Annotated in this window: 26 protein-coding genes; 13 read left to right on the top strand and 13 right to left on the bottom strand. The window is 64.7% G+C overall.

Annotated features, from left to right (window positions below; translation table 11 throughout):
• Positions 1–12: 12 nt before the first annotated feature.
• A complete protein-coding gene (locus DOM32_RS16575; protein WP_071232739.1) occupies positions 13–1,083 on the bottom strand; it encodes an NAD(P)-dependent alcohol dehydrogenase in 1,071 nt (356 codons plus the stop codon).
• 196 nt (positions 1,084–1,279) lie between these two features.
• Here DOM32_RS16575 and DOM32_RS16570 point away from each other — a divergent pair, with 196 nt between their 5' ends.
• Positions 1,280–2,215 carry an AraC family transcriptional regulator gene (locus DOM32_RS16570; protein WP_110636596.1) on the top strand — a complete coding sequence of 312 codons (936 nt, stop codon included), beginning with the start codon at positions 1,280–1,282 and terminating at the stop codon, positions 2,213–2,215.
• Positions 2,216–2,243: 28 nt separating this feature from the next.
• Here DOM32_RS16570 and DOM32_RS16565 read toward each other — a convergent pair whose 3' ends face one another.
• Positions 2,244–2,984 carry a TSUP family transporter gene (locus DOM32_RS16565; protein ID WP_071232738.1) on the bottom strand — a complete coding sequence of 247 codons (741 nt, stop codon included), beginning with the start codon at positions 2,982–2,984 and terminating at the stop codon, positions 2,244–2,246.
• 202 nt (positions 2,985–3,186) lie between these two features.
• Here DOM32_RS16565 and DOM32_RS16560 point away from each other — a divergent pair, with 202 nt between their 5' ends.
• A complete protein-coding gene (locus tag DOM32_RS16560) occupies positions 3,187–3,618 on the top strand; it encodes a hypothetical protein (protein ID WP_208625400.1) in 432 nt (143 codons plus the stop codon).
• Here DOM32_RS16560 and DOM32_RS16555 read toward each other — a convergent pair whose 3' ends face one another.
• The 5 genes from DOM32_RS16555 to trmB form a co-directional block, all read right to left on the bottom strand.
• On the bottom strand, positions 3,619–4,143 hold the full coding sequence (locus tag DOM32_RS16555) for a GNAT family N-acetyltransferase (RefSeq protein ID WP_110636593.1): 525 nt from the start codon (positions 4,141–4,143) through the stop codon (positions 3,619–3,621).
• An 84-nt stretch (positions 4,144–4,227) separates the two neighbouring features.
• Positions 4,228–4,686, bottom strand: coding sequence for an META domain-containing protein (locus DOM32_RS16550; protein ID WP_157957107.1), 459 nt, complete (start codon positions 4,684–4,686; stop codon positions 4,228–4,230).
• A 92-nt stretch (positions 4,687–4,778) separates the two neighbouring features.
• The gene (dacB, locus tag DOM32_RS16545) at positions 4,779–6,188 is read right to left on the bottom strand and encodes a D-alanyl-D-alanine carboxypeptidase/D-alanyl-D-alanine endopeptidase (RefSeq protein WP_244179959.1); all 1,410 of its coding nucleotides are present in this window, start codon (positions 6,186–6,188) and stop codon (positions 4,779–4,781) included.
• 199 nt (positions 6,189–6,387) lie between these two features.
• The gene (locus DOM32_RS16540; protein WP_071232734.1) at positions 6,388–6,717 is read right to left on the bottom strand and encodes a DMT family transporter; all 330 of its coding nucleotides are present in this window, start codon (positions 6,715–6,717) and stop codon (positions 6,388–6,390) included.
• A gap of 12 nt (positions 6,718–6,729) precedes the next feature.
• Positions 6,730–7,506: a tRNA (guanine(46)-N(7))-methyltransferase TrmB gene (trmB, locus tag DOM32_RS16535; RefSeq protein ID WP_071232733.1), complete on the bottom strand. Its 777-nt coding sequence runs from the start codon at positions 7,504–7,506 to the stop codon at positions 6,730–6,732.
• Positions 7,507–7,973: 467 nt separating this feature from the next.
• On the opposite strand from trmB, the gene DOM32_RS16530 reads away from it, so the two are divergent.
• From DOM32_RS16530 to DOM32_RS16500, 7 genes are all read left to right on the top strand, one after another.
• The gene (locus tag DOM32_RS16530; RefSeq protein ID WP_110636584.1) at positions 7,974–9,851 is read left to right on the top strand and encodes a beta-ketoacyl synthase; all 1,878 of its coding nucleotides are present in this window, start codon (positions 7,974–7,976) and stop codon (positions 9,849–9,851) included.
• Between the two features lie 89 nt (positions 9,852–9,940).
• On the top strand, positions 9,941–10,450 hold the full coding sequence (gene coaD, locus DOM32_RS16525) for a pantetheine-phosphate adenylyltransferase (RefSeq protein WP_110636582.1): 510 nt from the start codon (positions 9,941–9,943) through the stop codon (positions 10,448–10,450).
• A 1-nt stretch (position 10,451) separates the two neighbouring features.
• Positions 10,452–10,700 carry a YfhL family 4Fe-4S dicluster ferredoxin gene (locus DOM32_RS16520; RefSeq protein WP_071232730.1) on the top strand — a complete coding sequence of 83 codons (249 nt, stop codon included), beginning with the start codon at positions 10,452–10,454 and terminating at the stop codon, positions 10,698–10,700.
• 11 nt (positions 10,701–10,711) lie between these two features.
• On the top strand, positions 10,712–12,214 hold the full coding sequence (locus DOM32_RS16515) for an MATE family efflux transporter (RefSeq protein ID WP_110636579.1): 1,503 nt from the start codon (positions 10,712–10,714) through the stop codon (positions 12,212–12,214).
• Between the two features lie 74 nt (positions 12,215–12,288).
• Positions 12,289–13,602, top strand: a complete 1,314-nt coding sequence (locus DOM32_RS16510) for a short-chain fatty acid transporter (RefSeq protein ID WP_110636576.1) — start codon at positions 12,289–12,291, stop codon at positions 13,600–13,602.
• A gap of 181 nt (positions 13,603–13,783) precedes the next feature.
• The gene (locus tag DOM32_RS16505; protein WP_110636613.1) at positions 13,784–14,272 is read left to right on the top strand and encodes an acyl-CoA thioesterase; all 489 of its coding nucleotides are present in this window, start codon (positions 13,784–13,786) and stop codon (positions 14,270–14,272) included.
• Positions 14,273–14,365: 93 nt separating this feature from the next.
• Positions 14,366–15,433, top strand: coding sequence for an ion transporter (locus tag DOM32_RS16500; protein ID WP_244179958.1), 1,068 nt, complete (start codon positions 14,366–14,368; stop codon positions 15,431–15,433).
• Between the two features lie 39 nt (positions 15,434–15,472).
• On the opposite strand, the gene DOM32_RS16495 is transcribed toward DOM32_RS16500, so the two are convergent.
• Together DOM32_RS16495 and DOM32_RS16490 are read right to left on the bottom strand one after the other, a co-directional pair.
• A complete protein-coding gene (locus tag DOM32_RS16495) occupies positions 15,473–16,528 on the bottom strand; it encodes a hypothetical protein (RefSeq protein WP_110636570.1) in 1,056 nt (351 codons plus the stop codon).
• 135 nt (positions 16,529–16,663) lie between these two features.
• A complete protein-coding gene (locus tag DOM32_RS16490; RefSeq protein WP_071232726.1) occupies positions 16,664–16,981 on the bottom strand; it encodes an I78 family peptidase inhibitor in 318 nt (105 codons plus the stop codon).
• Positions 16,982–17,209: 228 nt separating this feature from the next.
• On the opposite strand from DOM32_RS16490, the gene osmF reads away from it, so the two are divergent.
• The 4 genes from osmF to DOM32_RS16470 are packed head-to-tail and all read left to right on the top strand — an operon-like array spanning position 17,210 to position 21,210.
• Positions 17,210–18,151, top strand: coding sequence for a glycine betaine ABC transporter substrate-binding protein OsmF (osmF, locus tag DOM32_RS16485; RefSeq protein WP_110636567.1), 942 nt, complete (start codon positions 17,210–17,212; stop codon positions 18,149–18,151).
• Positions 18,152–18,159: 8 nt separating this feature from the next.
• Positions 18,160–19,347: an ABC transporter permease gene (locus tag DOM32_RS16480; RefSeq protein WP_110636565.1), complete on the top strand. Its 1,188-nt coding sequence runs from the start codon at positions 18,160–18,162 to the stop codon at positions 19,345–19,347.
• A gap of 31 nt (positions 19,348–19,378) precedes the next feature.
• Positions 19,379–20,446 carry an ABC transporter ATP-binding protein gene (locus DOM32_RS16475; RefSeq protein ID WP_110636562.1) on the top strand — a complete coding sequence of 356 codons (1,068 nt, stop codon included), beginning with the start codon at positions 19,379–19,381 and terminating at the stop codon, positions 20,444–20,446.
• Positions 20,443–21,210, top strand: coding sequence for an ABC transporter permease (locus tag DOM32_RS16470; RefSeq protein WP_110636559.1), 768 nt, complete (start codon positions 20,443–20,445; stop codon positions 21,208–21,210). The genes DOM32_RS16475 and DOM32_RS16470 overlap by 4 nt, the downstream gene beginning before the upstream one ends.
• A 41-nt stretch (positions 21,211–21,251) precedes the next feature.
• On the opposite strand, the gene DOM32_RS16465 is transcribed toward DOM32_RS16470, so the two are convergent.
• From DOM32_RS16465 to DOM32_RS16450, 4 genes are all read right to left on the bottom strand, one after another.
• Positions 21,252–22,016, bottom strand: a complete 765-nt coding sequence (locus tag DOM32_RS16465; protein WP_110636556.1) for an SDR family NAD(P)-dependent oxidoreductase — start codon at positions 22,014–22,016, stop codon at positions 21,252–21,254.
• Between the two features lie 85 nt (positions 22,017–22,101).
• Positions 22,102–22,404 carry a MarR family transcriptional regulator gene (locus tag DOM32_RS16460; RefSeq protein WP_110636553.1) on the bottom strand — a complete coding sequence of 101 codons (303 nt, stop codon included), beginning with the start codon at positions 22,402–22,404 and terminating at the stop codon, positions 22,102–22,104.
• Positions 22,397–24,763 carry an FdhF/YdeP family oxidoreductase gene (locus DOM32_RS16455; RefSeq protein ID WP_110636550.1) on the bottom strand — a complete coding sequence of 789 codons (2,367 nt, stop codon included), beginning with the start codon at positions 24,761–24,763 and terminating at the stop codon, positions 22,397–22,399. Before DOM32_RS16455 ends, DOM32_RS16460 begins: the two co-directional genes overlap by 8 nt.
• 406 nt (positions 24,764–25,169) lie before the next feature.
• Entirely contained in the window at positions 25,170–25,955 is a 786-nt protein-coding gene (locus tag DOM32_RS16450) for a formate dehydrogenase accessory sulfurtransferase FdhD (RefSeq protein ID WP_110636547.1), read from the bottom strand.
• Positions 25,956–26,130: the final 175 nt, after the last annotated feature.

Raw genomic sequence — 26,130 nt, 5'->3', positions numbered from 1 at the left:
AGCTCTTAGCTCTTAACTCTCTTTGATCGACGCCATATCGATCACGAAACGGTATTTCACGTCGCCCTTCTGCATCCGCTCCCAGGCTTCGTTGATCTGATCGATGTTGATCATCTCGACGTCGCAGGTAATGCCATTCTCAGCGCAGAAATCCAGCACTTCCTGGGTTTCCGGCATGCCGCCGATCAGCGAGCCGGCTAGCACGCGGCGACGGAATATCAGATTGGCACCGGAAATTGCCGGATCGAGCGGTTCGAGCAGCCCGACCAGAATGTGCGTGCCGTCCGGCTTCAGCGCATTGAGATAGGGGTTGATGTCGTGCTGCACCGGCACCGTGTCGAGCATGAAGTCGAAGGTCTCGGTGACTGCCTGCATCTCGTCTTCACTGGTGGAGATCACGACATGGTCGGCGCCCTGCTTCTTCGCTTCGGCCTTCTTTGACTCGGAGCGCGTGAACAGCGTCACCTCGGCACCCAGCGCCTTGGCGAGCTTGACCCCCATGTGACCGAGGCCGCCCATGCCGATGACGCCTACCTTGTCGCCCGGCTTGACACCGTAATGCTTCAGCGGCGAATAGGTGGTAATGCCGGCGCACAGGATCGGCGCGGCGGATTTGAGATCAATGCCGTCGGGCATGCGCACCACGAAGCGCTCGCTGACCACGACCTTATCGGAATAGCCGCCCTGCGTCAGCGTGCCGTCGTGCTTGTCGGGGCTGCCGTAGGTCATCACGAAGCCTTCAGCGCAGTAGTTCTCGAGGCCAGCGTTGCACGCCTTGCACTCGCGGCACGAGTCGACCATGCAGCCGACGCCGACCAGATCGCCGACCTGGTACTGGCTGACTTCGTCACCCACGGCGGTAACGCGGCCCACGATCTCGTGGCCCGGCACGACCGGATAGGAGGACATGCCCCAATCGTCTTGGGCGAAGTGGAGATCGCTGTGGCAGACGCCGCAGTAGAGGATCTCGATCGAGACATCGTCCGGACGCGGCGCACGCCGCTCGAAGTTCCAGGGCGCCAACGGCGTGGTGGCGGAATGCGCGGCATAACCCTTGGCAGGTGTGGCAGTAGCTTGTGCCATGTTTCTGACTCCCCATAACGATGGGTGAATGGACGGGATCGTGGGCACAGTGTGGTCTACAACGTCCTCGGCAGCCATGCCGTTTCCTGCGCAACATCTGCTCGATCCTCCGGATCTCGCAAGGCCATTACCCCTATCGAGCCGTGCTCATGCACAATACGCTGACCTTGTTCATCTTCCTCAGCGCGAGGTCGCCATGCTCGATCGTCTCCCTGCCTCCTCTCTTCAGGATCGTGCGTCCCGGGATCCCGCTTTCGGCTCCTCGAACGCCCGCGACGCCTGGGCGTTCCAACTGGCCCGAACGCTGGCGCCGCTGGCCAGCACCGACGGCTTCTCCGACACGGCCATCGACGGCGTCAAACTGATTGCCTCGGAATGCAGTCACTCGCGCACGCCGCTGATCTACGAGCCGGGGCTGTTCATCATCGCGCAGGGAGACAAGGTCGGCTACCTAGGGGAACGGGTGATTCACTATGGCCCCGGCAACTATCTGGTACAGGCGATGCCGTTGCCGTTCGAATGCGAGACGATCGCCCGCTCAGACGCTCCGTTACTGGGCCTCTCCATCGGCGTGGATCCGCTGATGCTGAGCGAACTGGTGCATCATCTGCCCGCGTCGCCGCCTCTCGACCGCGGCTCTCCCGAGCCCATGGCGGCCGTGGCCCTCGATGCACCGATGGCGGAAGCGGTACAACGCCTGGCGTCGTGCCTGCAGGATGAACACGCCAGTCGCGCGCTGGGCGCAGGCCGAGTACGGGAAGTGCTGTTCGCCGCGCTCAACGGCCCGCAGGGCCAGTCGCTTCGTCAACTGGTGCAGCAGCAGGGGCACTACGCCCGCATTGCCGAATCGCTGAACTACCTCCACCGTCACTTCGCCCTGCCGTTGACGGTGGAAACGCTTGCCGAGCGCGCCAACATGAGCGCCTCGCACTTTCACCACCACTTCAAGCGCGTGACTCAGCTCTCGCCAGTGCAGTATCTCAAGCGCCTGCGACTGCTTCGGGCTCGAATGCTGCTCGGCCAGCAGCGCGTCAACGTCGCGCGCGCCGCCGCCGATGTCGGCTATCGCAGCACGTCGCAGTTCAGTCGCGAGTACAAGCGCTATTTCGGCGTCAGCCCATCCCAAGGCTGAATGGGTGGGAGCTCGGCCCGTGATATTGCTAGGCCAGAAGCCCCATCAAACCGCGAATCAGGTAATAAGCGCCCACCACCGTGACGATCCAGCGCGTCCAGTAGCGGAAGCCGGCATCCGTCAGCCGCGACAGGATCAGATTGCCAGTGCGCGTTCCCAGGAACGCGAAGGGAATCGCCAGTGCCACCCAGCCCCACTCGCCGCTGTCCATCGCCACCGCCGCCTGCCAGTAATAGAGAATCTTGAGGGTGTGGGCGATGACCTGAATGGTCGCCTTGGTCGCCACCACGGTGCGCCGGTCGAGCTGGGTGCGGATGAATCCGATGTCGATGGTCGGGCCGGAAACCCCGACGGCGATGGTCAGGCCGCCGGAAACGATGCCACACATGACCGCATGCCCGGGCCGCGAGACATCGAAGTGGAACCAGCGCTTGGGAATCCACACCATGACCGGCATCAGCCCCAGCACGATCAGTACCACCGTCTCGCTGGGCGAATAGCGCACCAGCATCAGCAAGGCCGCCGAGATCAGGACGCCACAGGCGATCATGCCGACGATGCGCCAGGCGATGAATCGGCGCGACAGCCAGGCTCGCGACGCGTTGGCGGTGAGCTGGATCACCCCGTGTACCGCGATCGCCGTTGCCGCCGGCAGCCAGGCAAGCAAGAAGCCCAGCAGGATCAATCCGCCAGCCATGCCGAACACGCCGGACAATACCGAGGTCGAGAACACTACGGCCAGAAAAAGCAATGCAACGGGTATCGCCATGCGGGGTCTACACTCCAATGACGGGCCACGACAGCCCATAAAAAATGCCACGAGATTCCGCGAGCGTGAGCCCGCCATCCTGAAAGCCATGATTGCCGCTCTATCAATCGGCAACCACTAACCAGCAACGACCAACCAGCAAACGACCAACCAGCAAACGACCAACCAGCAAACGACCAACCAGCAACAAGGAATGTTCCCAATGCGCCGTTCTAAATTGCACCCCATTCCTGTTTCTCTTGCCGCAGCCCTGCTCACGCTGGCCGGTTCCGCCCACGCCTCCAGCGATGCGGCATGGGCAGAGCACGACCGCGCCGTCGTCGAGCAGTGCCAGAACGCCAGTCAGTTCCCGGATGCCGCGCCGGCCGGCGACCCCGTACCGTTCGATGACGAAGCCGGCATGACGGCACTGCTGATCCAGGGGCACTATTCACAGGATCATATGAATGGAGAGGCCGGCCGCGAGCTCTGCCTGTTCCTGCGCAGCAGCCAGGAAGTCTACATGGCAGACGCCGACAAGCTCGCAATCGGCTCCGATGCCCTGCCCAGCACACCGACCGATGCGATCAACGAGGGCGCCGAGACCCAGGAGGCTGAGCATGCGCCATCGGCCCCGACCGGTGACGATCCCTGATCACCCCGAGACAGGATTCGCCGGCGTCGCCAACACCCGTTGATAGAACGCCAGGTCGAGCCAGCGATCGAACTTGTAGGCCGCCTGGCGCACGGTCCCCGCGTGGACGAAGCCCAGCTGTTCGTGCAGCGCGATACTCGGCGTGTTGGACGCGTCGATACCGCCGATCAGGGTGTGGTACTGCTGCGCCTCGGCGCGTTCGATCAGCGCTGTCATCAATTGCCGGGCCACGCCGCGTTGACGAAAGTGGCGATCCACGTAGACGGAATGCTCGACGCTGTAGCGGTAGGCGGCATGAGGGCGAAACGGGCCATAGCTGGCAAAGCCCATCAGCCGCCCACTCTCGTCGTCGAGCATGCCGATCACCGGAAAATTGCCATCGCGCTTGGCCTGGAACCAGTTCTCGACGAACGCCGCGGTGCGTGGCTGGTATTCGTAGAGTGCCGTGGTGTTGAGAATGGCATCGTTGAAAATCGCCAGCACGGCTTCACCGTGCGGGCCGAACTCGCAGTCGATCAGGGTCAAGGTTCGGTTCTCATGATCAGGTCAGGTATCGTCAGCTCGGAAGTCGTCAGGCCGAGAGCCTGGCGCATAGTCCAGGCGCGCAGTCTAATACAGCGCGTTGGCCTTGAGCTCGGCCAGCGCTCGATCGTCAGCGTCCTGCAGCACCAGTGACTGGCCCACGAGCGCATAGTGCGCCGTCTCGGAGAGCGCCGCCAGCCACGCCTGTTCGAGTGTCGCCATGTCACCCGGGCATGCCATCCGGGTCGAAGCGAGCCGGGAGAAAGTCAGCGTGTCCCCTTCAAGCCGATAGCTGCCCATCAGCCGGTTGCAGCCGGTCGAACCGGCAACGCGCCCGTCTTCACCGAGAACCAGGTGCGCTTCACGCTGGTTGTCCGCCACGGTCACCGGCTTGCCGTCGAGCAGCATCAACTTCCAGTAGGTGCCGACCAGGTCCTCGCTGGCGGTTTGCGTGGTGACGTCAGGATTCGTGGCACAGCCGGAAACGGCCATGACGGCAACGACAGCCACCGAGACGGCGATCAAGTGTTTAAGGCGTGATAGCACGATGAGGTCCTCTTCAAAAGAGCGCACGGAAAGCGCGTCTCGATCATGCCGGGGCGACCGGAAACAGGCCGGTCGCCGCGTCGGGTTGCAGGCTAGTGGCGTTCGATCATCGCGGTCAGGTCGTCAGAGACCATCGGCAGCGTCTCCCGCCAGGAAAGATAAGGCGTCGACCCGGTGCCGTTGACCAGCACCGCGAAGCTGCCCCAGCGTCCGCTCTCGGTACGAAAATAGCCGGCAATGGCACGTACCGTCACCGGCTCGTTGAGCGTGCCCGTCTTGATCATCACGTGATCCTGAAACGTCTGGCTGCCGCGACGGATGAAGTGCATCGGCCCGTTGGTGGGTACCTGCATGCCGGCCACAAAAGTGGGGAACAGCGACGCGCGTCCATACATCGCGCCGAGCAGCGCGTTGACGCTCTGCGCCGAAACGCGATTTTCCGGCGTCAGACCGCTGCCGCTACGCAGGGTCACCGCGCTGTGCCCCGGCAGGCCAGCGGCGAAACGTTCCAGCTCGCGGCCGGCATCCGACAGGTTCTGCTGCGTGCCGGAGGTCAGGTCCAGCGCCAGCGTGTCGGCCATGAAATTGTTCGAATAATTGAGCGTGCGCAGCAGCAGCTCCTGCAGCGGCTTGCCCTCGACGGCGGCCAGCGGCTGCGCGGTGGACGGCGGCGCCTGGCGACTGACGGCGTAGCCGCCGCTGACCGTAATGCCGGACTGGCGCAGCAGCGACAGCAGCGTCTGGCCGGTCTGGTCGGCAGGATCGGAGCTGGCCTTGTAGACCGGGCGCGGATAGCTGCCGGCCGGTATCTGCCCGCTGACCCGCAGCGTATCGCCCTGGCTGTCGGTGATCCGCCTGGCGTAGAGCTTGGCCGAGCCGCCAGCGGCAACGGTGGCGACGTCGTTCTCGATGCGAATGGTCGGCGCCACCGTATCGCAGCTGGTGACCCGCGCCGGCTGCCCGACGATCCCCGGCATCACCGTGGCGCACCAGCTGCCGTAGTTGATCGCGGCAGAAGAGAGCAGCGCCGCGTAGGCGTTGGTGCCTTCCGTCTGCGTCTCGCAGCGATCGGTGGTAATGCAGGTCACCGGGCCGAAGCGCCACTGGCTGACCACCAGTTGGCCATCGACGCTGGAGACACCGAGCTCCCGCAGTTTCTGAATCAAGCGCCAGAGTTCTTCGGAGGTCAGCGCCGGGTCTCCGCCGCCTTCCAGCACCAGATCGCCGCGCAGTACGCCGTTGCCATCGAGCGTGCCGGTGGAGACGAAACGCGTGGTAAAGCGATGCTGCGGCCCCCAGCGATCCAGCGAAGCGGCCGCGGTGTAGAGCTTGGTGACCGAAGCCGGTGACAATGACTGCGCCGGATTGATGGCGCCGAGAACCTCGCCGCTATCGAGCAGGCGCGCCTGGGCGCTGACCACGAAACCTTTATCCGCAAGCCGGGCGACATGCTCGAACCCGGCCGCCTGCGCGGCGATGGTGAAGACGGAAAGGGATAACACACCGAGAAACAGAGAACTTCGACCTAGCCATCGCCGCATAATGGGATGCTCGCTCCAAAGAAAAATGAGGGCCAATCTCATCCAGAGCGTACCAATTAACTCACTGAGAATGCGATGCCCCATGTCATGTTCCAGTGGCGAAAGACGCGATCGTGATGAAAGCGCCAGTGGCAGGAAAGACGCCAGAGTGACGAGAGCCTCAGTGCGACGATAGACGCGAGAACACCTGGATGATGGCGACGCCGGCAATGATCAGCCCCATGCCAAGATAAGCGGGCAGGTCCGGCTTTTCGCCGTAGAACACGATGCCGATCACCGTCACCAGCACGATGCCGAGCCCCGCCCAGATCGCGTAGGTAATACCGACCGGCAATGACTTGAGCACTAGCGACAGCGCATAGAACGAAAAGCCGTAGCCGACCACCACGATCACGCTCGGCAGCAGCCGTGAAAAGCCGGCGGAAGCTTTCAGCGAACTGGTCGCCACGACTTCGGCGACGATCGCCAGCGCTAGCAGCAGATAGCTCATCGGGCTTGATTCCTATTCGGTTGAGGGAGACTCGGTTGAGGGCGACTCGGTGAAAGTCGATTCGGTTGAGTCCGATTCAGCCGAGGCAGTTGCGTCGAACCCCGTCGTCGACAGATCGACTCGGTAGCGCCATAGCGTCTGGCCGCTCTCGACGTATTTTTGTTCGAACGGCGTCAGGAAAGTCTGTTCGAACGGCGTCATCAACGCTCCACCCGGTGCGTAGGAGTCGATCTCGCCTTCGAGACCACGGAGCGTCTTCACGCCCAGCGCGAACTCCTGAACGTAGATCGCCCAGTTGGAGCGCAACTCGAGCATACCCCCAAGGGCGAGTATCGCCGGAAAGACCGGATGCCCCTGCCAGCGCTTCTTGAGCTGCGTGCTCTTGGGGTAAGGATTGGGATAGAGCAGGAAGTGCCGCGCCGGCCGCCACTCGGCTGCCACCGCCAGGCGCCAGAAATCGACCAGATCGGCGCGCACCAGCAGCGCGTTGTCCGGCAGGGCGCCATGGTCGCGTGACAGCCGCTGCTCGCTGCGATCCACCCCCAGCACGGCGTGGTCGGGATAGCGCTCCGCCAGCCGGCGCGTGGAGAGGCCTACGCCGCAACCGGCATCGAGAATCAGCGGCCGATGTTGATCAGCCAGCCACTGTGCCGCCCCCTCGAAGGCGATCCGCGTGTGCTCGGCGGGCGGACGTTGCCAGGCGCTGTCCCGGGCACGCTGAACGCGGCGCACCAGATCCTGGTGCGGCCCCTGCTGACTGGAAGTGATGGCGCGCGAAGACGCTTGCATGGCAATTACCGTTGAAGGATGAGGCCCGTTAAAGGTTGTGTCCCGTTGAAAGGAGAGTACCGTTTACGACTGACGACAGAGCGCGCATTCTAGCAGCCACGACGTCGGCATTCCTGCCGCCGTGGCGCCGGCTCCCGCGACGCGTTCGTGGACGAGCCACCCACGCGGCATGACGGCGCGCGCGCGCAGGTGTATCATCCCAGCCCACATTCAGCCAATCCTGGCAATACGGCCTTCGATGGCATGCGCGATGACTGTCCCCCGCTCGTTCCGGGACCATTTTTCACCGACTCAGGGCTCTCCTCCACCGGCTCGGGGCTACCCTTCGCCGATTCGAGGTCGACAGCGCAAGCCTTTGCCGGGGATGCCCTTTCATCGCAGTTTCGTCATCTCCATGTCATCGTTCACCGATTGCCCCCAATGTTCACGAGGGACGTGGCTTGTCACATTTACCGGTAATCGTCGGTATGGGCGGCGTCAACGCCGCGGGTAGAACGTCCGGGCACCAGGCCTACCGCCGCACGATTCTCGACGTTCTGCCAACGGCCGAACAGACTCGTACGCTTGTCGCACTGGCAACCCTGATGCAACTGGTCACCTCCCGGGAGGACGGCCAGTGGCAAAGCGCCGACGGCGAGATTCTGAGCGAACAGGCGGTCGTCAGCCGCTATCGCGAGTACATTCTCAAGCATACGCTGATCCGTCGCATCGAGGATGACGCCTTCGGGGAGGCCGGCATTCCCGGCAACCGTGAAGTGCGGATGACGCTCGATAGCCCCTTGCGCTTCACCGCGTCGCGACGCCAGTTGCCGCAGCCGCTGCCCGCGGGCTGGCAAGTGCGCGAGCTCGACAAGCAGACGGTCGAGGTCAGCGTTCCCGCCGGGACGCTGGATGCGCTGCTGCCCGAACGGCGCCAGGCGCTGGTGCGCGCTGCCGGCCGCCTGCCGGAAGGCTTCGCGCCCGACAGCTTCTATCGCAGCGTGCATCATCCGCGCGGGCTGTCGATGGCGATCTTCGGTGTCAGCGACTGCCTCGGCCAGAGCGGGCTCGACTGGGAGTCGCTGCGCGACCGGGTGGACCCGGACGCCATCGCCGTCTATGCCGGCAACTCGATCGGCCAGCTGGACGACGCCGGCTGGGGCGGCATGCTCAAGAGCTTCGTCACCGGCAGCCGCACCACCTCCAAGCAGATGCCGCTGGGCTACGGCCAGATGCCGGCGGACTTCCTCAACGCCTACGTGCTGGGGAGCGTCGGGGGAACCGGCGCGGTTCAAGGCGCCTGCGCCACGTTCCTCTACAACCTGCGCCTGGGTATCGACGATATCCGTCACGGCCGCCGCCGCATCGTCATGGTCGGCACCAGCGATGCGCCGGTGACGCCGGAAATCATCGAAGGATTCCGCGCCATGAGCGCGCTGGCCGATGACCAGAGCCTGATGGCGCTCGACGCCCTCGAGCTGCTGACCGATGAGGACTACCAGCGCGCCTGCCGTCCGTTCGCCCGCAACTGCGGCTTCACCATCGCCGAAGCGTCGCAGTTCGTGCTGCTGATGGACGACTCGCTGGTACTCGAGACCGGCGCCCAGATCCTGGGTTCCGTGCCCGAGGTGAACGTCAACGCGGATGGCTGGAAGCGCTCGATCTCGGCGCCCGGCATCGGCAACTATCTCACCCTGGGCAAATCCGTCTCGCTGGCTACCTCGATCCTCGGCGAACGGAGCGTGCGCCAGCGCAGCTATCTGCATGCCCACGGCACCAGCACGCCGAAGAACCGCACCACCGAGTCGCATATCTTCGATCAGGTGGCGCGCGCCAACGGCATCGAGAACTGGCCGGTCGCCGCGATCAAGGCGTTCATCGGCCACTCCCAGGGCAGCGCCGCCGGGGACCAGATCGCCAGTGCCCTGGGCACCTTCGCCCACGGCTGGGTGCCGGGCATCCCGACGCTCGACGCGGTCGCCGACGATGTTCACGCCGAGCGGCTGCGCTTCTTCCAGGCGCCGATCGAGCTCGAGACCGACTGCAGCTTCATCAACGCCAAGGGCTTCGGCGGCAACAACGCCACCGGCCTTTTGCTGTCGCCGCAGGTCACCGAACGCCTGCTGGCCCAGCGCCACGGCCAGCGCGCGCTCGACGACTGGCGGCATCGTCGCGAGCAGACCCTCGTCGCCGCCGCGCAGCACGAAGCCACCGCCGATGCCGGGCGATTCGATGTCATCTATCGCTTCGGCGAGGGCGTGCTGGAAGGGCCGGAGCTGGAAGTCGGTCGCGACTCGATCCGCATCCCCGGCTATGCCAACCCGGTGTCACTGAAGGTCGACAATCCTTTCGGTACACTGGATTGAGTTTGAACGTCTCGGGTCCGGGTACGGCAGCGCGTGCGAACCTCGCACCGTCCGCCGGCCCCGTTCCCGGCCATCGCGGAGCCTTCTGAATGCAGAATACCGTCGTCTATCCCGGCACGTTCGATCCGATCACCAACGGTCATCGCGATCTGATCCATCGGGCTGCGCGGATCTTCGACAAGGTCGTGATCGCGGTCGCGGAGAGCCCGCGCAAGCAGCCGACGCTCTCGCTCGAGGAGCGCGAGGCGCTGGCGCGGGAAGTGGTCGCCGAATGGCCCAACGTCGAGGTGATCGGCTTCAACGGTCTGCTCACCGAACTGCTGGCACAGCAGCAGGCACGCATCATCCTGCGCGGGCTGCGGGCGGTATCGGATTTCGAATACGAAATGCAGCTGGCCAACATGAACCGCGCTCAGGCGCCGGACGTCGAGACACTGTTTCTGACGCCCGAGATCGAGAACTCCTATATCTCCTCGACCCTCGTGCGCGAGATCGCGCGCCTCGGCGGGGACGTTTCCCAACATGTATCGCCGTGCGTGGCAGAAGCCCTGCGGCGGCGATTCGCGGCAGACGGCGGTCACCCGTCGCGAGGACGTTGATATGGCCCTGATGATTACCGATGAATGCATCAACTGCGATGTCTGCGAGCCGGAATGCCCCAACGATGCGATCTCGCCCGGCGAGGAGATCTACGTCATCGATCCGAACCGCTGCACCGAGTGCGTCGGTCACTTCGACGAGCCCCAGTGCCAGCAGGTCTGTCCGGTGGACTGCATTCCGCTCGACCCCGAGCGTGAAGAGACCAAGGACGAACTGATGGAAAAATACCGGATCATCACCGCGGCCTGACAGCCGCGCGCATGCCACGACACCGAATCGCCGCCGCTTCCGGCGGCGCTTTCGTTTGTGTCACCCGGCTCGACGGCACCGTGCCGCTGAAGGCCAAGGCCCGAACACGACCAACGGAGACGAGACACCCAGTGGGCCGCACCGACACTTCCCCGAGCAAGCCGGATCACGACGCCAGACGTTATACCACCCGCCATATCTGGAAACTGGCGTGGCCGATCATCCTCTCCAACATCACCGTACCGCTGCTCGGCCTGGTGGATACGGCCGTGGTCGGCCATCTGCCGGATTCACGCTATCTCGCCGCGGTGACGCTGGGCGCGACGCTGTTCAGCTTTCTCTACTGGGGCTTTGGCTTTCTGCGCATGGGCACCACTGGCCTGACCTCCCAGGCCGTCGGGCGCGAGGACGACAGCGGCGTAAGGCTACTGCTGGCCCAGTCGCTGGTGATGGCGGTCGCGATCGGACTGGCCTTGATCGTGCTGTCGAAACCGCTGATCGATTTCGGCCTGTGGCTGCTCGACGGCAGCGAAGCGGCGATGGGGCTTGCCGCCGACTACGCCCATATCCGGATCTTTTCGGCACCGGCGGTGCTGGCCAACTACGCCATCCTTGGCTGGTTCATCGGCCAGCAGAAGACGCGTATCACCCTGGCGATCCTGCTGCTCACCAACGGCGTCAACATCGTGCTCGACCTGCTGTTCGTGGTCGGCTTCGGGCTGGCCAGCGACGGCGTGGCCTGGGCCTCGTTGATTGCCGACTACAGCGCGCTGGCCTTCGGCCTGTGGCGGGTCGCCGTCCATTGCCGCCAGTTGGGCGGATCGCTGTCGCGTCACGCGCTATGGGTGTGGCAGCACTACTCGGCGTTGATCCGCGTCAATCAGCATCTGTTCGTGCGCACGCTGGGACTGCTGTTCGCCCAGGCGTTCTTCACCGCTCAGGGTGCCAATTTCGGCGACACCGTGCTCGCCGCCAACGCGGTGCTGCTGCAGTTCATCATGCTCACCTCCTTCGCGCTGGACGGTTTCGCCAACGCGGCCGAAGCGTTGACCGGGCGTTCCGTGGGCCGGCGGGACTGGGACGACTTCGGCGACGCCGTGCGGGCCGCCGGCAAGCTGTCGCTGCTGGTGGCGGGGGCATCGATGCTGCTGTTCGCGATTGCCGGCGATGGCCTGATATCGCTGCTGACCGATCTGCCGGCAGTGCGCGCCACGGCCGCCGACTATCTGCCCTGGATGATCGCCATGCCGGCACTGGCGGTGTGGAGCTACCTGCTCGACGGCGTCTTCATCGGCGCCACCGAAAGCCGCGCCATGCGCGACACCATCTGGCTGGCGATCGCCTTCTACCTGCCGGTGTGGTGGCTGACACAAGACTACGGCAACCACGGCCTGTGGTTCTCGTTTCTGTTGTTCACCCTGGTACGCTCGGCCTCGCTGGGTGCCTGCTATCTCCGCTACCGCCGGACTCGCTGGTCCTACGGCGCCGAAATCGCCCCGGAATCAAGACGCTAGACCAAGGTTGACTGATGACGGATCGAAGGATGCGTTAGGCTCGCGCTACCTTTTCTCCAACGAGCGACCCCATCATGTTGCAGCGTCTCTCACGCCCGGCGGTCAAGCTGGTCGAGCGCTACCTGCCCGACCCCTACATCTTCGTGTTGCTGCTGACGATCGTCGCGGCGCTGGCGGCGATGCTGTTCGAGCAGCGCTCGCCGCTGGCGGTGATGCAGTACTGGGGCGACGGCTTCTGGGGGCTGCTGTCGTTCTCGATGCAGATGCTGCTGGTGCTGGTCACCGGCTTCATGCTCGCCAACTCACCGCCGATCAAGCGCCTGCTGGACAGGCTCGCCGCTACCGCCCGGACGCCTGCCAGCGCGATCATCCTGGTGACTCTGGTTTCTCTCGCCGCCAGCTGGATCAACTGGGGCTTCGGCCTGGTGATCGGCGCGCTGTTCGCCAAGGCGCTGGCGCGCCAGATCCGGGTCGACTACCGCCTGCTGATCGCCAGCGCCTACTCCGGCTTCGTCGTCTGGCATGGCGGCCTGGCCGGTTCGATCCCGCTCACCATCGCGACACCGGGCCATTTCAGCGAAGACCAGATCGGCATCATTCCCACCTCGCAGACCATCTTCGCCGGCTACAACCTGATCATCGTCGTCGCGCTGTTCGTGATCATGCCGCTGATCAATCGCTGGATGATGCCGTCGGAGGACGAGAGCGTCTTCGTCAGCCGCGAGCAGCTCGCAGAGCCGGAAAGCCCCGACCGCAACGCCATCGAGCGCCCGGCGGACCGGCTGGAAAACAGCACCCTGCTGTCGATGCTGGTCGGCGTTCCGGGCCTGCTCTATCTGGTTCACTACTTCTTCTTCGCTGGCGGCGGGCTCAACCTCAACAGCGTCAACTTCCTGTTCCTGTCGCTCGCCATCGTCCTTCATCGTACTCCGCGCAGCCTGCTATCGAGCCTCAACGAGGCGATCAAGGGCGGCGCCGGCATCGTGATCCAGTTCCCGTTCTATGCCGGCATCATGGGGATCATGATGCAGTCCGGCCTGGCACAGTCGCTCTCCGAGCTGTTCGTTGCCATCGCCAATGCCGATACGCTGCCGTTCTGGTCGTTCATCAGCGCCGGCATCGTCAACCTGTTCGTCCCTTCCGGCGGCGGCCAGTGGGCGGTGCAGGCGCCGGTCATGCTGCCTGCCGCCGAAGCGCTGGGCGCCGATGTCTCGCGCGTGGCGATGGGCGTCGCCTGGGGCGATGCGTGGACCAATCTGCTGCAGCCGTTCTGGGCGCTGCCGGTGCTGGCCATCGCCGGGCTCAATGCCAAGGACATCATGGGATTCTGTCTGATCCAGCTGGTGGTCACGGGGGTGGTGATCGGCCTTGGGCTGACCCTGCTCTAGGTTCCGCCGAAAGCGGTCTGCATGAACCCGGTCGGCGGTTCGACTATCGAGCCGATTGATGGGCAGTCGCGGTGAAACGTGTTACATCTGGCGCACAATCATTCCTGTACTGGATTTGTCTGCACTGGATTCCGAGGATACCGTGACGCCCGATGACCTGCCTCGTCAGCACGAGCTGTCGATGACCGTACTCATGACCCCCGACATGGCCAACTTCAGTGGCAAGGTGCATGGCGGGGCGATTCTCAAGAAACTCGATGAAGTCGCCTACGCCTGTGCCAGCCGCTATGCCGGCAGCTACGTGGTGACGCTTTCCGTCGACCAGGTGCTGTTCAAGCAGCCGATCCACGTCGGCGAGCTGGTCACCTTCCTCGCGATGATCAATCACGTCGGCCGCTCGTCGATGGAAGTCGGCATCAAGGTGCTGGCGGAATCGATCCAGGAGCGGGTGATCCGACACACCAACAGCTGCTACCTGACCATGGTCGCCGTCGACAGCAGCGGCAAACCGGTCCCCGTGCCGGCGCTGGAATTGAAGACACCGCTGCAGAAGCTACGCTTCGAGAAGGCCGCGTTACGCAAGAAACTGCGCAAGCAGGAAGCGGAAGAAGAACGTAACGCCATGGCCGAACACCTCAAGGCGTACCCGAGCGGCCAGCTCGACGGCTAGACCGGCGCCGTCCCTGCCTGACGACGCCTGAATGGCGCTTCAATCGCGCCATCAATGCACCTCGACCACAGCCCCTGCGAACAAGGACGTTCGATGCCTGAGACCCGCTCCCGCCAACCCCGCGCCACACGGCGGCTCAGCCTCCTCAGCGAGCGGATGCTGATGATCTGGGATTTCGCCGTCGTCATCCTGGTGGCGATCAACCTGGCGCTGCTGCTGTTCGACAGCCTGTTCCTGATTCCGCCGCTCAATGCCGCTTTCGCTGCCGTGGCGCCGGGTCTGCACGACGCCTACGCGTCGACCATCCGGGCCAATTTCTTCGAGATCGACCTCTGTTTCGTCGCCATCTTCATGCTCGACGTGCTGCTGGGCTGGGCGATCGCCATCGCCCAGCGGCGCTATGCCCGGTGGTTCTTCTATCCGTTCGTGCACTGGTATGACGTGCTCGGCTGCATTCCGCTGGCCGGCTTCCGGCTGCTGCGCGTGCTGCGCATCATCTCGCTGTTGATACGTCTGCAGCGCCTGGGCGTGATCGACATCACCCGCTGGCGCCTCTATCGCTTCTACCGTACCTACTACGGGGTGCTGATGGAGGAGATTTCCGATCGCGTCGCCATCAACCTGCTCGGTGACATACAGGACGAGATCCGCAACAGCGAGCACCTGACCCAGCGTATTTCGACCGAGGTGATCCAGCCGCGCAAGGCTGCGCTGGTCGACGAGATCGCCGCACGCCTGGAGCGAACGATCGACAAGGGCTATGCGGAGAATCATCGGCAGGTCCACCGCTACGTCGCCGCGCTGGTGAGCAGGACGATGGCGGAGAACGACGAGCTGCGTCGCCTGCGCAGCCTACCCATGGGCGACGCCGTCGCCGAGGGTATCGAGCGCAGCCTGAGCGACATCGCCAGCCGCGTGGTCCACGAGGCCATCGACGGCCTGCGTTCGCCCCACTTCCACTCGCTGATGACCGATCTGGTCGGCAGCGGCGTCGATGCCTGGCTCCAGGTCGACGACAGGACCGACAAGGTCACCCAGCAGGTACTGATCGACATGCTGGAACTGCTCAAGGAACAGGTCGCCGTGAAGCGCTGGAAAAGCGAGCTCAGCGAGCCTCGGACACGGCACGACGCTCGTCCGAGTCGCGAGCCCGGCGCCTGACCTGATCGGTCAGGCGTCAGACCGTCGGCGCCTTCGGCTTCACTCGATGATCCGCAGCACGGTATAGGGCGCCTCGCACGCTTCCCGTTCGTCACGCTCGTCGATCCGCCCCAGGGTCATGTCGCGGTCGTTGTCGTAAGCCACGAACAGCCGCTCGGTATCGAGCACCGCCAGCCCCTCCGCCTTGTGCTCGAACTCCAGCACCTCGCCATGGGCGTCCTCGACGATCGACGGGCTGACGCCGCGAGTCAGATCGGCCAGCGGCATCGACCACAGATAGCCACCGGTCTGCTCGCCCGCCTCGTCCTCGATCTCGAAACTCGCCATCAGGTAGAGGCGATCGTTGTGGGGGTCGTACTCGAGACTCGAAAGCCCGCAGACATGACGAACGCCAGCGTACTCCGAGGGCTCGAAGCGATAGCGCTCGCAAAGCTTGTCGACGAACTCGAGGTTGCCGTCGGTCGTCATGCGGTAGTGAACGCCCACCAAGCGTGCCACGTACTCGAAATCGTCGTAGGCCTGACCCTGTTCGCGCACGCCGAACAGCAGCAGACCATCGCACTTTTCGCCAAGGTCGGTCAGCGCCGGGACCGCCGCCAGCCCTTCGATCTTGTAATACGGCAGGCCGATCGCTTCATCGAGCTTGCGCCGCAACTCCAGCGAGCCCCCGACGCCGTCGCGCGGATCCGGGTCCACGACCTGGACGCGATCCGGCTCGCCCACCGGCCAGACCAGCAGATGGTTGTAGGCATTGAGCGCGTGACTCTCGTCGTCGATGCGGTCGAAGCCGGTCGTCGCCAGGATATAGCGACCATCGACGGTCAGGGCGAAATCCTCGTACTTGACCGCGTGCCGGATGGCATCCGCGGTCAGGTACTGGATACTGTCCGGATCCGGCAAGCCATCGATCAACTCGAAAGCGAACGCCGCGGAACGTTCGTCGCCGGGGATCGGCTTGTCGCTGGCCAGAATCAGACGCTCGCCGTCGAAGACCACGGCCGAGACTTCGACGTTGACCAGCGAGCCGTTTTCGTACTTCAGCCCGCGAGGAAAGCAGTGCAGCGTGCCTTCGTTGAGGATCTCGGTGCGTAACATGGGGTCTCCTTGCTGAATGCTGCGGCAACGTCTTTCGAGAGGCTGTCCGATCTGCCGGAGCGCCACTGGCTGGCAGATTCCTGAAACGTCGAGGGCCGGTCTTTGGCCGGCCCTCGAAATATTCCTTTCTAGCGCTTAACCACAGGTGATATCCGTGATCATGCGCTGGTCGTCGACCTTGATGTTGAGTCGTTCTGAACGATAATCCATCGTGTAAGCCTTGCCAGGTTCCATGACCCGGATCTCGGCGGCACGCGAGCGATCCGCAATATGCGCCTGCAGATCGTCCGTCAGGATCTGCCCTACCAGACTGCCGACGGTCTGGGCACCGCAGGCATCTTCGGGAACCGGCTTCACGTCCGGCGGCCGAGGCGCCTCGTCGGGCTTGGGCGCGGTGCTGCAACCCGCCAGTAGAAAACCGCTCACGATCAACGCCGCACCAGGAAACTTCATGTCCTACTCCTCATTGGATCCACTTCGGATGAATCCATCCTAGCAGCTAGCGCCAGGCTCGGCATCGGCTGGTCGGCCGGGCGCAGTATCGCTAGACTCAAACCTTGGCCTGACCAGGTTCATCATTTGGCCCTCGACAACAGCCGTCCCGGACGGACGCCCACAACAATCGAGTCTGCAAGCTCGACAACCGAGCCTTGGGCTCATCGATCGCAAAGGAACGCCGCCATGTCCCACTCGCTCCCCCGTCTACTCACTTCCGTTGCCGCCGTGGCGATGACCGTCAGCCTGGGCATGAGCCAGGCCATGGCGCAGGACGACCAGCAGCCGATTCGCGTCGCCTCCAAGATCGATACCGAAGGCTCGCTGCTCGGCAACATGATCGTCGACGTACTGGAAAACGCCGACCTGCCGGTGGAGAGCCGTCTGCAGCTCGGCCCGACCAACATCGTGCGCCAGGCGCTGGTGGCCGGCGATATCGATCTCTATCCCGAATACACCGGCAACGGCGCGTTCTTCACCGATACCACCGACGACCCGGCGTGGAAGGACGAGCAGGCAGGCTACGAGAAGATCAAGGCCGCCGACAGTGAAGCGCACCAGCTGGCGTGGCTGACTCCGGCACCCGCCAACAACACCTGGGCGATCGCCGTGCGCCAGGATCTGGCCGATGAAAACGATCTCTCCTCCATGGCTGACTTCGGCCAGTGGGTCAGCGACGGCGGCGAGATCAAGCTGGCCGCCTCGGCGGAATTCGTCGAAAGCGACGCGGCGCTGCCGAGCTTCCAGCGCGCCTATGACTTCACGCTCGGCGAAGACCAGCTACTGGTGCTCTCCGGCGGCAATACTGCCGCGACGATCCGCGCCGCGGCCGAAGGCACCAGCGGCACCAATGCGGCGATGGTCTACGGCACGGATGGCGCCATTGCCGCCGCCGGGCTCAAGGTGATGGACGATCCCCAGGGCGTGCAGATGGTCTACGAACCGGCTCCGGTGGTGCGCCAGTCGGTACTCGAGTCCTATCCGCAGATCGAGGAGCTGCTGAAACCGGTGTTCGAATCGCTCGACCGTGAAACGCTGCAGACGCTGAACGGCAAGATCCAGGTCGACGGCCTGCCGGCGGATCAGGTCGCCCACGACTATCTCACCGAACAAGGCCTGCTGGACTGAACTCGATCATGGCGTCGGTCGCAAGCCATCGATGGGTCGGCAATCGGGTGCTGATGACGCTGCTCGTCGCCGCCGTCGCCAGCGTCGGGCTGCTGCCCTTCGCCAGTCTCTCGCCCAACCGGCTGGCCTCGGGGCAGTCGGTGATGCTCTGGCAGGCGCTGGCAAGCTGGCAGCTCGCTGCCCTTGCTCTGATCGGGATGGCCCTGCTGATCGCGGCGCTGGCAAAGCCGATGGATCCACGCGCCTCGCAATGGCTCGCGCTGGCCGCCACGCTGCCGCTGCTGGCGCTCGATTTCTACGGCCTCGGGGATTACGCCCATCGCGCGCTGGTCGATGCCTCGCCAGCTGCGCGCGTTTCCCAGGGCGCGACCTTCTGGATCCTGCTTCTCGTCTCCGCCCTGATCGCCATCGACGCCCTGCAGCGACTGCGCCTCGGCCTGATCCAGCGTGCGCTGTACGGCGCGCTGGCCCTGGCCGTGATCGGCATCTGTTTCTCCGGCGAGCTGCTCGCGCCGCTGTCGATCATGCGCGAGTTCGCCAATCAGGAGGAAAACTTCGTCGACCAGCTCATTCGCCACCTGCTGCTGGTGGGCGGCGCCCTGCTGCCTGCCCTGCTGATCGGCCTGCCGCTGGGACTGCTGGCGAATCGTCGCGCCCGCCTGCGCAACGGCCTGTTCAGCGTGCTCAACGTCTTCCAGACACTACCCTCGATCGCCGTGTTCGGGCTGCTCATAGCGCCGCTCTCGGCGCTCGGCCGCGCCGCGCCGTGGTTGGGCGAGCTGGGTGTGAGCGGGATCGGCGTGGCGCCGGCGATCATCGCGCTGGTGCTCTATTCGCTGCTGCCGATCGTGCGCAACACCTACTCCGGCCTTGCCGGCGTCTCCAGCGGTGCACTGGAAGCGGCTCGCGGCATGGGCATGACGCCACGTCAGATACTGTGGCAGGTGGAGATTCCGCTGGCACTGCCGGTGATTCTCTCGGGACTTCGTATCGTCACCGTCCAGGCGATCGGCCTGGTGGTCGTCGCCGCGCTGATCGGCGCCGGCGGCTTCGGCGCCTTCATCTTCCAGGGGCTGGGCCAGTACGCCATCGATCTGGTGCTGCTGGGGGCCATCCCGACCATCGTGCTGGCGGTGATCGCCGACTTCGTGCTGCAGATTCTGGTCAGCCTGAGTCGCCCATCCGGCACTCGCTGACGCCGTTTCAGGCACCGATCAGGAAAGATCCATGATTGAATTGCAAGGATTGACCAAGACCTACGCCGGCACGAACGTCGTCGATGACGTCTCGCTGACGTTGGAGACTGGCGAGTTCGGCGTGCTGATCGGGCCATCAGGCTGTGGCAAGTCGACCACGCTGAAGATGATCAATCGCCTGGTCCCCCTGAGCGGCGGCCGCATCATTCTCAATGGCGACGACGTCACCGATCTGCCGGCCGAACAGCTCAGACGGCGGATCGGCTACGCGATTCAGTCGACCGGGCTCTTCCCGCACTGGAGCGTGGCCCAGAACATCGCCACCGTGCCGCAGCTGCTGAAGTGGCCGAAGTCGCGTATCGACGACCGGGTCGACGAGCTGATGGCGATGTTCCATCTCGATCCCGCCGAATTCCGCCACAAGTATCCGCATCAGCTCTCCGGCGGGCAGGCGCAGCGTGTCGGCGTAGCCCGGGCGCTGGCCGCCGATCCGGAAGTGCTGCTGATGGACGAACCCTTCGGCGCGGTCGACCCGCTCACCCGCGAGGTGCTCCAGGCGGAACTCAAGCGCGTCCACCAGCAGACCGGCAAGACCATCGTCTTCGTCACCCACGACATGGACGAGGCGCTGCAGCTCGCGACCCGCATCGCGCTGCTCAACGGCGGCCGGCTGGTACAGTACGACCGCCCGATCGAGATGATGGTGAAGCCTGCGGACGACTTCGTGCGCGAATTCATCGGCCAGGCGGATCTCGGCCTCAAGCTGCTCTCGAGGCGCTGGGTGCATCAATACCAACGGCCACCGAGTCTCGAACACCACGCCACCCTTCCCGGTCTCGATCACTGCTGGCAGCTCGACGACGCCGGCCGACCGGTTGCCCTCGAAGGCGCGCGGCTGGACGACGACCATGGCGTCACGCCGGTCAAGCCCGAGTGGACCGCCACGCCCGAGATGAGCCTGAAGGAGGCGCTCTCCCGCATGGTGTGGTATCGCGTGATGGTACTGCCGGTGATCGACGACGCGGGCAAGCTGATCGGCGAGATCGGCATGCAGGGCATCATGGGGATTCAGGCGGAAGCGGGGAGCGAGGTTTCATGAACGGCGCGATCCACGGGGCACGGCGGCTACGCGCTGCCTCCGCCGGGAACGGGGTGCTGGGCGTACTGATCGTGTTGCTGATCGGCCTGACGCTGGGCATGGGCCAGCTGGAGCCGCTGTTCCGGGCGCTGTTCCCGGACCTCGGCAACCCGCTCTACGCCCGGGACAGCTTCCTCAACCTGATGCTCGCGCACATCGGGCTGGTGCTGATGTCGTCGCTGATTTCGGTGACGATCGGCGTCGCCGCGGGCCTGTTCGTGACCCGCCCGGTCGGGCGCGAGTTCGAGCCGATGGTGTCGTCGCTGGCCGCGATCGGCCAGACCTTCCCGCCCGCCGCGGTACTCGCCATTGCCGTGCCGCTGGCCGGCTTCGGCTTCGCTCCGACCATCATCGCGCTCTCGCTCTACGGCCTGCTGCCGGTGATCCAGAACACCATCGCCGGTCTCGGCACGGTGCCCCGGACCACGCTCGAAGCCGCCCGCGGCAACGGCATGAACCGCTGGCAGATTCTGCGCCGCGTGGAGCTGCCCCTGGCGATGCCGGTGATCATTGCCGGCATTCGCATTTCGGTGATCGTCAACATCGGCACCGCCACCATCGGCTCCACCGTCGGCGCCAAGAGCCTCGGCACGCCGCTGATCGCCGGCCTGGTCGGCAACAACCTGGCCTACGTGATCCAGGGCGCGCTGCTGGTCGGCCTGCTGGCGATCGTCACCGACCTGCTGTTCGAGCGACTGGAGCGACGGTACTCGTTCGGGGGTTGAGCTCAGCCAAAGCTCTTAGCCAAAGCCCTTAGCCAAAGCCCTCAACCAAAGTACTGGGCTCCGTTGATGTCGACGATGGTGCCGGAGACGAAAGCGGCGCCGTCGCTCGCCAGCCAGACTGCCGCCGAGGCGACGTCTTCGGGCAGCCCGGCCCGCCCGGCGGGGATCGTCTCGATGGTGGCGCGCTTGGATTCGTCGGTGGTGAAGGTCGCATGGAACGGCGTCGCCTCGATGAAGCCCGGCGCCAGCGCATTGACCGTGATTCCCCGATTCGCCACTTCCTTGGCCAGCCCGCGGGTGAAGCCGAACAGCGCCGCCTTGGCGGTGGCGTAGGCCGTGGCGCCGGGATGACCGCCGTTGCGCCCGGCCAGCGAGGACACCGTGACGATGCGTCCGCCGCCATCGCGGAACAGCGGCAGCAGATGGTGGGTGACCAGGAAAACCGAATCCACGTTGAGCGCCTGCACCTGGCGCCACAGCGAGAACGGCATCTCCTCGATGGTCGAGCGCTGAATCAACCCGCCGGCGTTGTTGATCAGAATATCGATAACGCCGACTTCCTCTTTCAGCCAGCTCGCGAAGCGCTCGACGGCCGCTTCGTCGGTGACGTCCAGCGACCGGGCCAGCGCCGTTTCACCGCTGCTGGCGGTCAACGCTGCCAGCGCTTTTGAATCGGGCTCGTGGGAACGATAGGTAATCACCACCCTCGCCCCGGCGGCCGCCAGTGCCTTGGCGATGGCATGACCGATACCCACGCCGCCGCCGGTCACGACCGCGACCCGTCCCTGCAGATGATTGTCCGGCATGTAACGCTCCCTTTTCTCCGGTGATCGTGTTTTCCGTTGATCGTGTCCTACGATGATCGCGACAATCGGCGATACCGGCATTGAGTCAGCAAACGGGCGATAAGATCAACCGCATGGCGGGGCTGGCGCCGCCGGCCGGCCGGGTCAGGACCCAGCCGCCGCTTTCGAGCTCGGTCGCGGCGCGTCGGACCAGGGCGTGTTCGATGCCCAGGCGGCGCGACAGCACCGCCGTGGTCGTGCCCGTCTTCTCCTCTCCACCGCCGCCCTGTGCATCGAGCGCTCTCAAGGCTACCAGCACTAGTGCCGCCAGCGGATCGAGCTGGGGCTGCTCGACCTGCAGCGTCTGCCACTGGCGCTGCAGGTCGACCGGGTCAGGGAGCTCAGGCAAGCCGCGTGCTCGGCTCGAGCCTGACGGCGACCGACTTGGACGCCGGCGTGTGGCTGAAATCGCCCTTGTGGTCGAGCGGGATCAGCGGATTGGTCTCCGGATAGTAGGCAGCGGCGCAGCCCTGGGGCGTGTCGTAGGCGACGATCTTGAAGCCCTCGACGCGGCGGGTCACGCCATCGTCCGATTCACCGATCAGATCGACCCACTGCCCGGCCTCGAAGCCCAGACGCGCGATGTCGTCCCGGTTGAGGAAGAGCACCCGCCGGCCGCCCTCGATGCCGCGATAACGGTCGTCGTAGCCGTAGACGGTGGTGTTGTACTGATCGTGGGAGCGCATCGTCTGCAGCGTCAGCCAGCCCTCGCGCGAGGCGAGACGCTGATGCATGACCGCCGTCGGCAGCGCGTCATCGGAAAACTCGGCCTTGCCGGTCGCCGTGCCGAATTCGAGCCGGGCCACCGGGTTGGCGAGCCAGAACCCTCGCGGCGCGCGCACGCGGGAGTTGAAGTCCTCGAAGCCGGGGATGACCGCCGCGATATGCTCGCGGATGACGTCGTAATCCTCGCGCATCGCGGCCCAATCGATGACCTCGTCATCGATCGTTTCGTTGGCGAACAGCCGCTCGGCGATGCCGGTGAGGATGGCGATCTCGGAACGCAGCGCCTTGTCCGCCGGCTTGTTGATACCGGCGGAGCCGTGAACCATGCTCATCGAATCTTCCACCGTGATCAGTTGCGACTTGCCCGCGACTCCGTTGCGATCGATGCTGCGGTCGATCTCGCTGCGGCCGATGCAGGGCAGAATCAGCGCCTGCTCGCCGGTGACCAGGTGGCTGCGATTGAGTTTGGTGCTGATGAACGCGGTCAGCCGGCAGTTGGCCATCGCCTTCTCGGTGACGACGCTGTCGGAAATCGCGCGGGTGAAGTTGCCGGCCAGACCGATGAACACCTTGCCCGGCCGGTCGCGCATCGCCTCGACCGCCGCCACGGAATCGACCCCGTGCTCCCGCGGCATCGGCCGGCCGTACTTCGCCTCCAGCGCATCGAGCAGCGCCTTGGAGGGCTTCTCGAAAATGCCCATGGTGCGATCGCCCTGGACGTTGGAGTGGCCACGAACCGGCGAGGTACCGGCGCCCGGCTTGCCCAGGTTGCCGCGCAGCATCAGCAGATTGACGATCTCGCGTACCGTCGGCACGGAATGGACGTGCTGGGTGATGCCCATCGCCCAGCAGACGATGGTGGCGTTGGAGCGCGCGTAGAGTTCGGCGGCCTGCTCCATCTCCTCGCGGGTCAGGCCGGACTGGGCCTCCAGTGCGGTCCATTCGGTCGCTTCGACGCAAGCACGATAGGCCTCGAAATGAGCGGTATGGGCTGCTAGGAAGTCGTGATCGAGCACGTCCTCTCCGGCGGCATCGCGAGCGAACAGCGCCTTGGCCATGCCGCGCACCACGGCCATGTCGCCGCCCAGCTTGGGCCGGAAGTAGTGGCTGCTGATGCGATGGCTGCCGTTGTGCAGCATCTCGAACGGCTTCTGCGGATCGGCGAACTTCTCGAGCCCCCGCTCCTTCAAGGTGTTGAAGGTGACGATGGTCGCGCCCCGCTCCGCCGCCTCGCGCAGGACGCCGAGCATGCGCGGGTGGTTGGTGCCCGGGTTCTGGCCGAACACGAAGATCGCCTCGGCCTTTTCGAAGTCCTCGAGCCGCGCGCTGCCCTTGCCGGTGCCCAGCGCCGCATTGAGCGCCACGCCGCTGGCTTCGTGACACATGTTGGAGCAGTCCGGCAGGTTGTTGGTGCCGTAAAGGCGCGCCAGCAGCTGGAACACGTAGGCGGACTCGTTGCCCGCCTTGCCGGAGGTATAGAAGATGGCGTCGTCCGGCGTGGGCAGCGCCTTGAGCTCGGCGGCGATCATCTCGAGCGCGTCGTCCCAGGCGATCGGCTCGTAGTGGTCGGACTTGGCGTTGTAGCGCATCGGCTCCACCAGCCGCCCCTGGTCCTCGAGCCGGTAGTCGTCCCAGGTCTTCAGTTCGCTGACGCTGTGTCTGGCGAAGAACTCGCGAGTCACACGCTTGGCCGTCGCTTCCCAGGTCACCGCCTTGACGCCGTTTTCGCAGAATTCGAAAGAGGAGCCGTGCTCCGGATCGCCCCAGGCACACCCCGGACAGTCGAAGCCGTCCGGCTGGTTGAGCTTGAACAGCGAACGCGCATTGAGGGCCGGCGAACGGCTGTGCAACAGATGCTTGCCGACCGACTTCAGCGCGCCCCAGCCGCCCGCCGGGTTGTGATAGTCGAAGATCTTCGCATCCGGCGGGATGACATCGGCGCCGGACGCGTTCTGGCTGGATTCTTGGCGGGGCTGGGACATGTTTCTCCTCCCGGGAAACGATCGGACGACGATCACGAATGCTTGCAGGCTCGGGGCGTGAGCGCAATGACACTCGGTCGTCAATGGTAACAAGTTCGATCAGGAAAACGTCAGGAGCAGGCGTGTTCGGGGTTGGCCGAGCGCGTCTTCGGCTGGCGGCAATGCTTGCTGATCTCGTCTCGAACGATGCTGGCTTTCAACGCTGACCGGATCGACGCTGCCGGCCGACAGGCGATAGGGCGACCTCCAGCGGAGCGCTGACGACATTCGTGCCTCGGAAGCTGTCGAATGCCGAGAAGACGATGAGGGCAACGTCGTATCAGGGGGCCACAGCATAGCATGCAGCAAAATCGTTCGCATGCTCATCGATGTTCATCGACCCTCATCGGTTCCGCCGAACCGTGGCTCAGCCATCGCCGCGACTCAACAGTTCGAGCCGTTTGCCACGATGGCAGTTGATCAGCGTCAGGTTGCAGCTGCGCGCGACTTCGACCGCGAGACGGGAGGGATAGGAGAGCGTCGCCAAGGCAGGGATCTTCGCCCTGACGCTTTTCTGAACCAGCTCCAGGCTACAGCGGCTGGAGGTCATCACCAGCGCCGGCAGGATGCCGGTGATCAGGCTGGCGCCGATCACCTTGTCCAGGGCGTTGTGCCGCCCGATATCGCGGCCGACCGTAGCGACCGTGCCCGCCTGGGAAAGCCCCAGGGCCAGGTGCATGCCGGGGGCGGATTCGGTGCGCAGAGATTCAAGGCCCGACGCGAGGGTATCGACTTCCGGCAGCGCCGCGTCGGGCAGACGGGTCAGGCCAAACAGCAACTGCGACTCCTCCTGCACGCCGCAGGCGCCGCAGCCGCTGGTCGACAGCGTTGCCCGCGCCTGGCTGCCGGCGCGTCTGGCGATCCGGTCGGCAACCCGCAGACGAACCCGGAAACCGTGGCGGCTGGTCTCGATCTCGATGGCACCGACATCGGCATAGCGATCGATCACGCCCTCGCTGAACGCGAACCCGACCGCCAGCGCTTCGAGCTGGTCCGGCGTCGCCAGCACAGTGGCGTAGGCGGTGTCGTTGAACACGATGGAGACGGGAGACTCCTGCGGCCCGGGAAGCGTATCGAGGGAGCAGGCACTGGCGTCATCGAAGATCGCCACGGGATCGTTATCAGACAGAGATGACTGGGAAGACGATGTCATGCATGACTCCGTTCCATCGACGCGTCAGGGAGGAAGCACGGCTTTACTTTATCACGAGATCATGGGGTCACGGGTGCGTTGCGAGAGGCAGGGATGACTTGGACGAGGTCAGGCAAGATATTCATCAGACAAGATATTCCGGCAAGGCGGAATGGCAAAACGCCCGATCCTCGGG

Source organism: Salinicola salarius, assembly GCF_003206135.1.
GTDB lineage: Bacteria > Pseudomonadota > Gammaproteobacteria > Pseudomonadales > Halomonadaceae > Salinicola > Salinicola salarius.
The sequence above is the reverse complement of the archived record's forward strand: the minus strand, read 5'-3'. Positions and strand labels throughout refer to the sequence as shown.

Excerpts from the sequence above, each read along its gene's own strand:
- DOM32_RS16575 (WP_071232739.1), bottom strand. The coding sequence starts at position 1,083 with ATGGCACAAGCTACTGCCACACCTGCCAAGGGTTATGCCGCGCATTCC.
- DOM32_RS16570 (WP_110636596.1), top strand. The coding sequence starts at position 1,280 with ATGCTCGATCGTCTCCCTGCCTCCTCTCTTCAGGATCGTGCGTCCCGG.
- DOM32_RS16565 (WP_071232738.1), bottom strand. The coding sequence starts at position 2,984 with ATGGCGATACCCGTTGCATTGCTTTTTCTGGCCGTAGTGTTCTCGACC.
- DOM32_RS16560 (WP_208625400.1), top strand. The coding sequence starts at position 3,187 with ATGCGCCGTTCTAAATTGCACCCCATTCCTGTTTCTCTTGCCGCAGCC.
- DOM32_RS16540 (WP_071232734.1), bottom strand. The coding sequence starts at position 6,717 with ATGAGCTATCTGCTGCTAGCGCTGGCGATCGTCGCCGAAGTCGTGGCG.
- trmB (WP_071232733.1), bottom strand. The coding sequence starts at position 7,506 with ATGCAAGCGTCTTCGCGCGCCATCACTTCCAGTCAGCAGGGGCCGCAC.
- DOM32_RS16530 (WP_110636584.1), top strand. The coding sequence starts at position 7,974 with ATGGGCGGCGTCAACGCCGCGGGTAGAACGTCCGGGCACCAGGCCTAC.
- coaD (WP_110636582.1), top strand. The coding sequence starts at position 9,941 with ATGCAGAATACCGTCGTCTATCCCGGCACGTTCGATCCGATCACCAAC.
- DOM32_RS16520 (WP_071232730.1), top strand. The coding sequence starts at position 10,452 with ATGGCCCTGATGATTACCGATGAATGCATCAACTGCGATGTCTGCGAG.
- DOM32_RS16515 (WP_110636579.1), top strand. The coding sequence starts at position 10,712 with ATGCCACGACACCGAATCGCCGCCGCTTCCGGCGGCGCTTTCGTTTGT.
- DOM32_RS16510 (WP_110636576.1), top strand. The coding sequence starts at position 12,289 with ATGTTGCAGCGTCTCTCACGCCCGGCGGTCAAGCTGGTCGAGCGCTAC.
- DOM32_RS16505 (WP_110636613.1), top strand. The coding sequence starts at position 13,784 with ATGACCGTACTCATGACCCCCGACATGGCCAACTTCAGTGGCAAGGTG.
- DOM32_RS16500 (WP_244179958.1), top strand. The coding sequence starts at position 14,366 with ATGCCTGAGACCCGCTCCCGCCAACCCCGCGCCACACGGCGGCTCAGC.
- DOM32_RS16495 (WP_110636570.1), bottom strand. The coding sequence starts at position 16,528 with ATGTTACGCACCGAGATCCTCAACGAAGGCACGCTGCACTGCTTTCCT.
- DOM32_RS16490 (WP_071232726.1), bottom strand. The coding sequence starts at position 16,981 with ATGAAGTTTCCTGGTGCGGCGTTGATCGTGAGCGGTTTTCTACTGGCG.
- osmF (WP_110636567.1), top strand. The coding sequence starts at position 17,210 with ATGTCCCACTCGCTCCCCCGTCTACTCACTTCCGTTGCCGCCGTGGCG.
- DOM32_RS16480 (WP_110636565.1), top strand. The coding sequence starts at position 18,160 with ATGGCGTCGGTCGCAAGCCATCGATGGGTCGGCAATCGGGTGCTGATG.
- DOM32_RS16475 (WP_110636562.1), top strand. The coding sequence starts at position 19,379 with ATGATTGAATTGCAAGGATTGACCAAGACCTACGCCGGCACGAACGTC.
- DOM32_RS16470 (WP_110636559.1), top strand. The coding sequence starts at position 20,443 with ATGAACGGCGCGATCCACGGGGCACGGCGGCTACGCGCTGCCTCCGCC.
- DOM32_RS16465 (WP_110636556.1), bottom strand. The coding sequence starts at position 22,016 with ATGCCGGACAATCATCTGCAGGGACGGGTCGCGGTCGTGACCGGCGGC.
- DOM32_RS16455 (WP_110636550.1), bottom strand. The coding sequence starts at position 24,763 with ATGTCCCAGCCCCGCCAAGAATCCAGCCAGAACGCGTCCGGCGCCGAT.
- DOM32_RS16450 (WP_110636547.1), bottom strand. The coding sequence starts at position 25,955 with ATGACATCGTCTTCCCAGTCATCTCTGTCTGATAACGATCCCGTGGCG.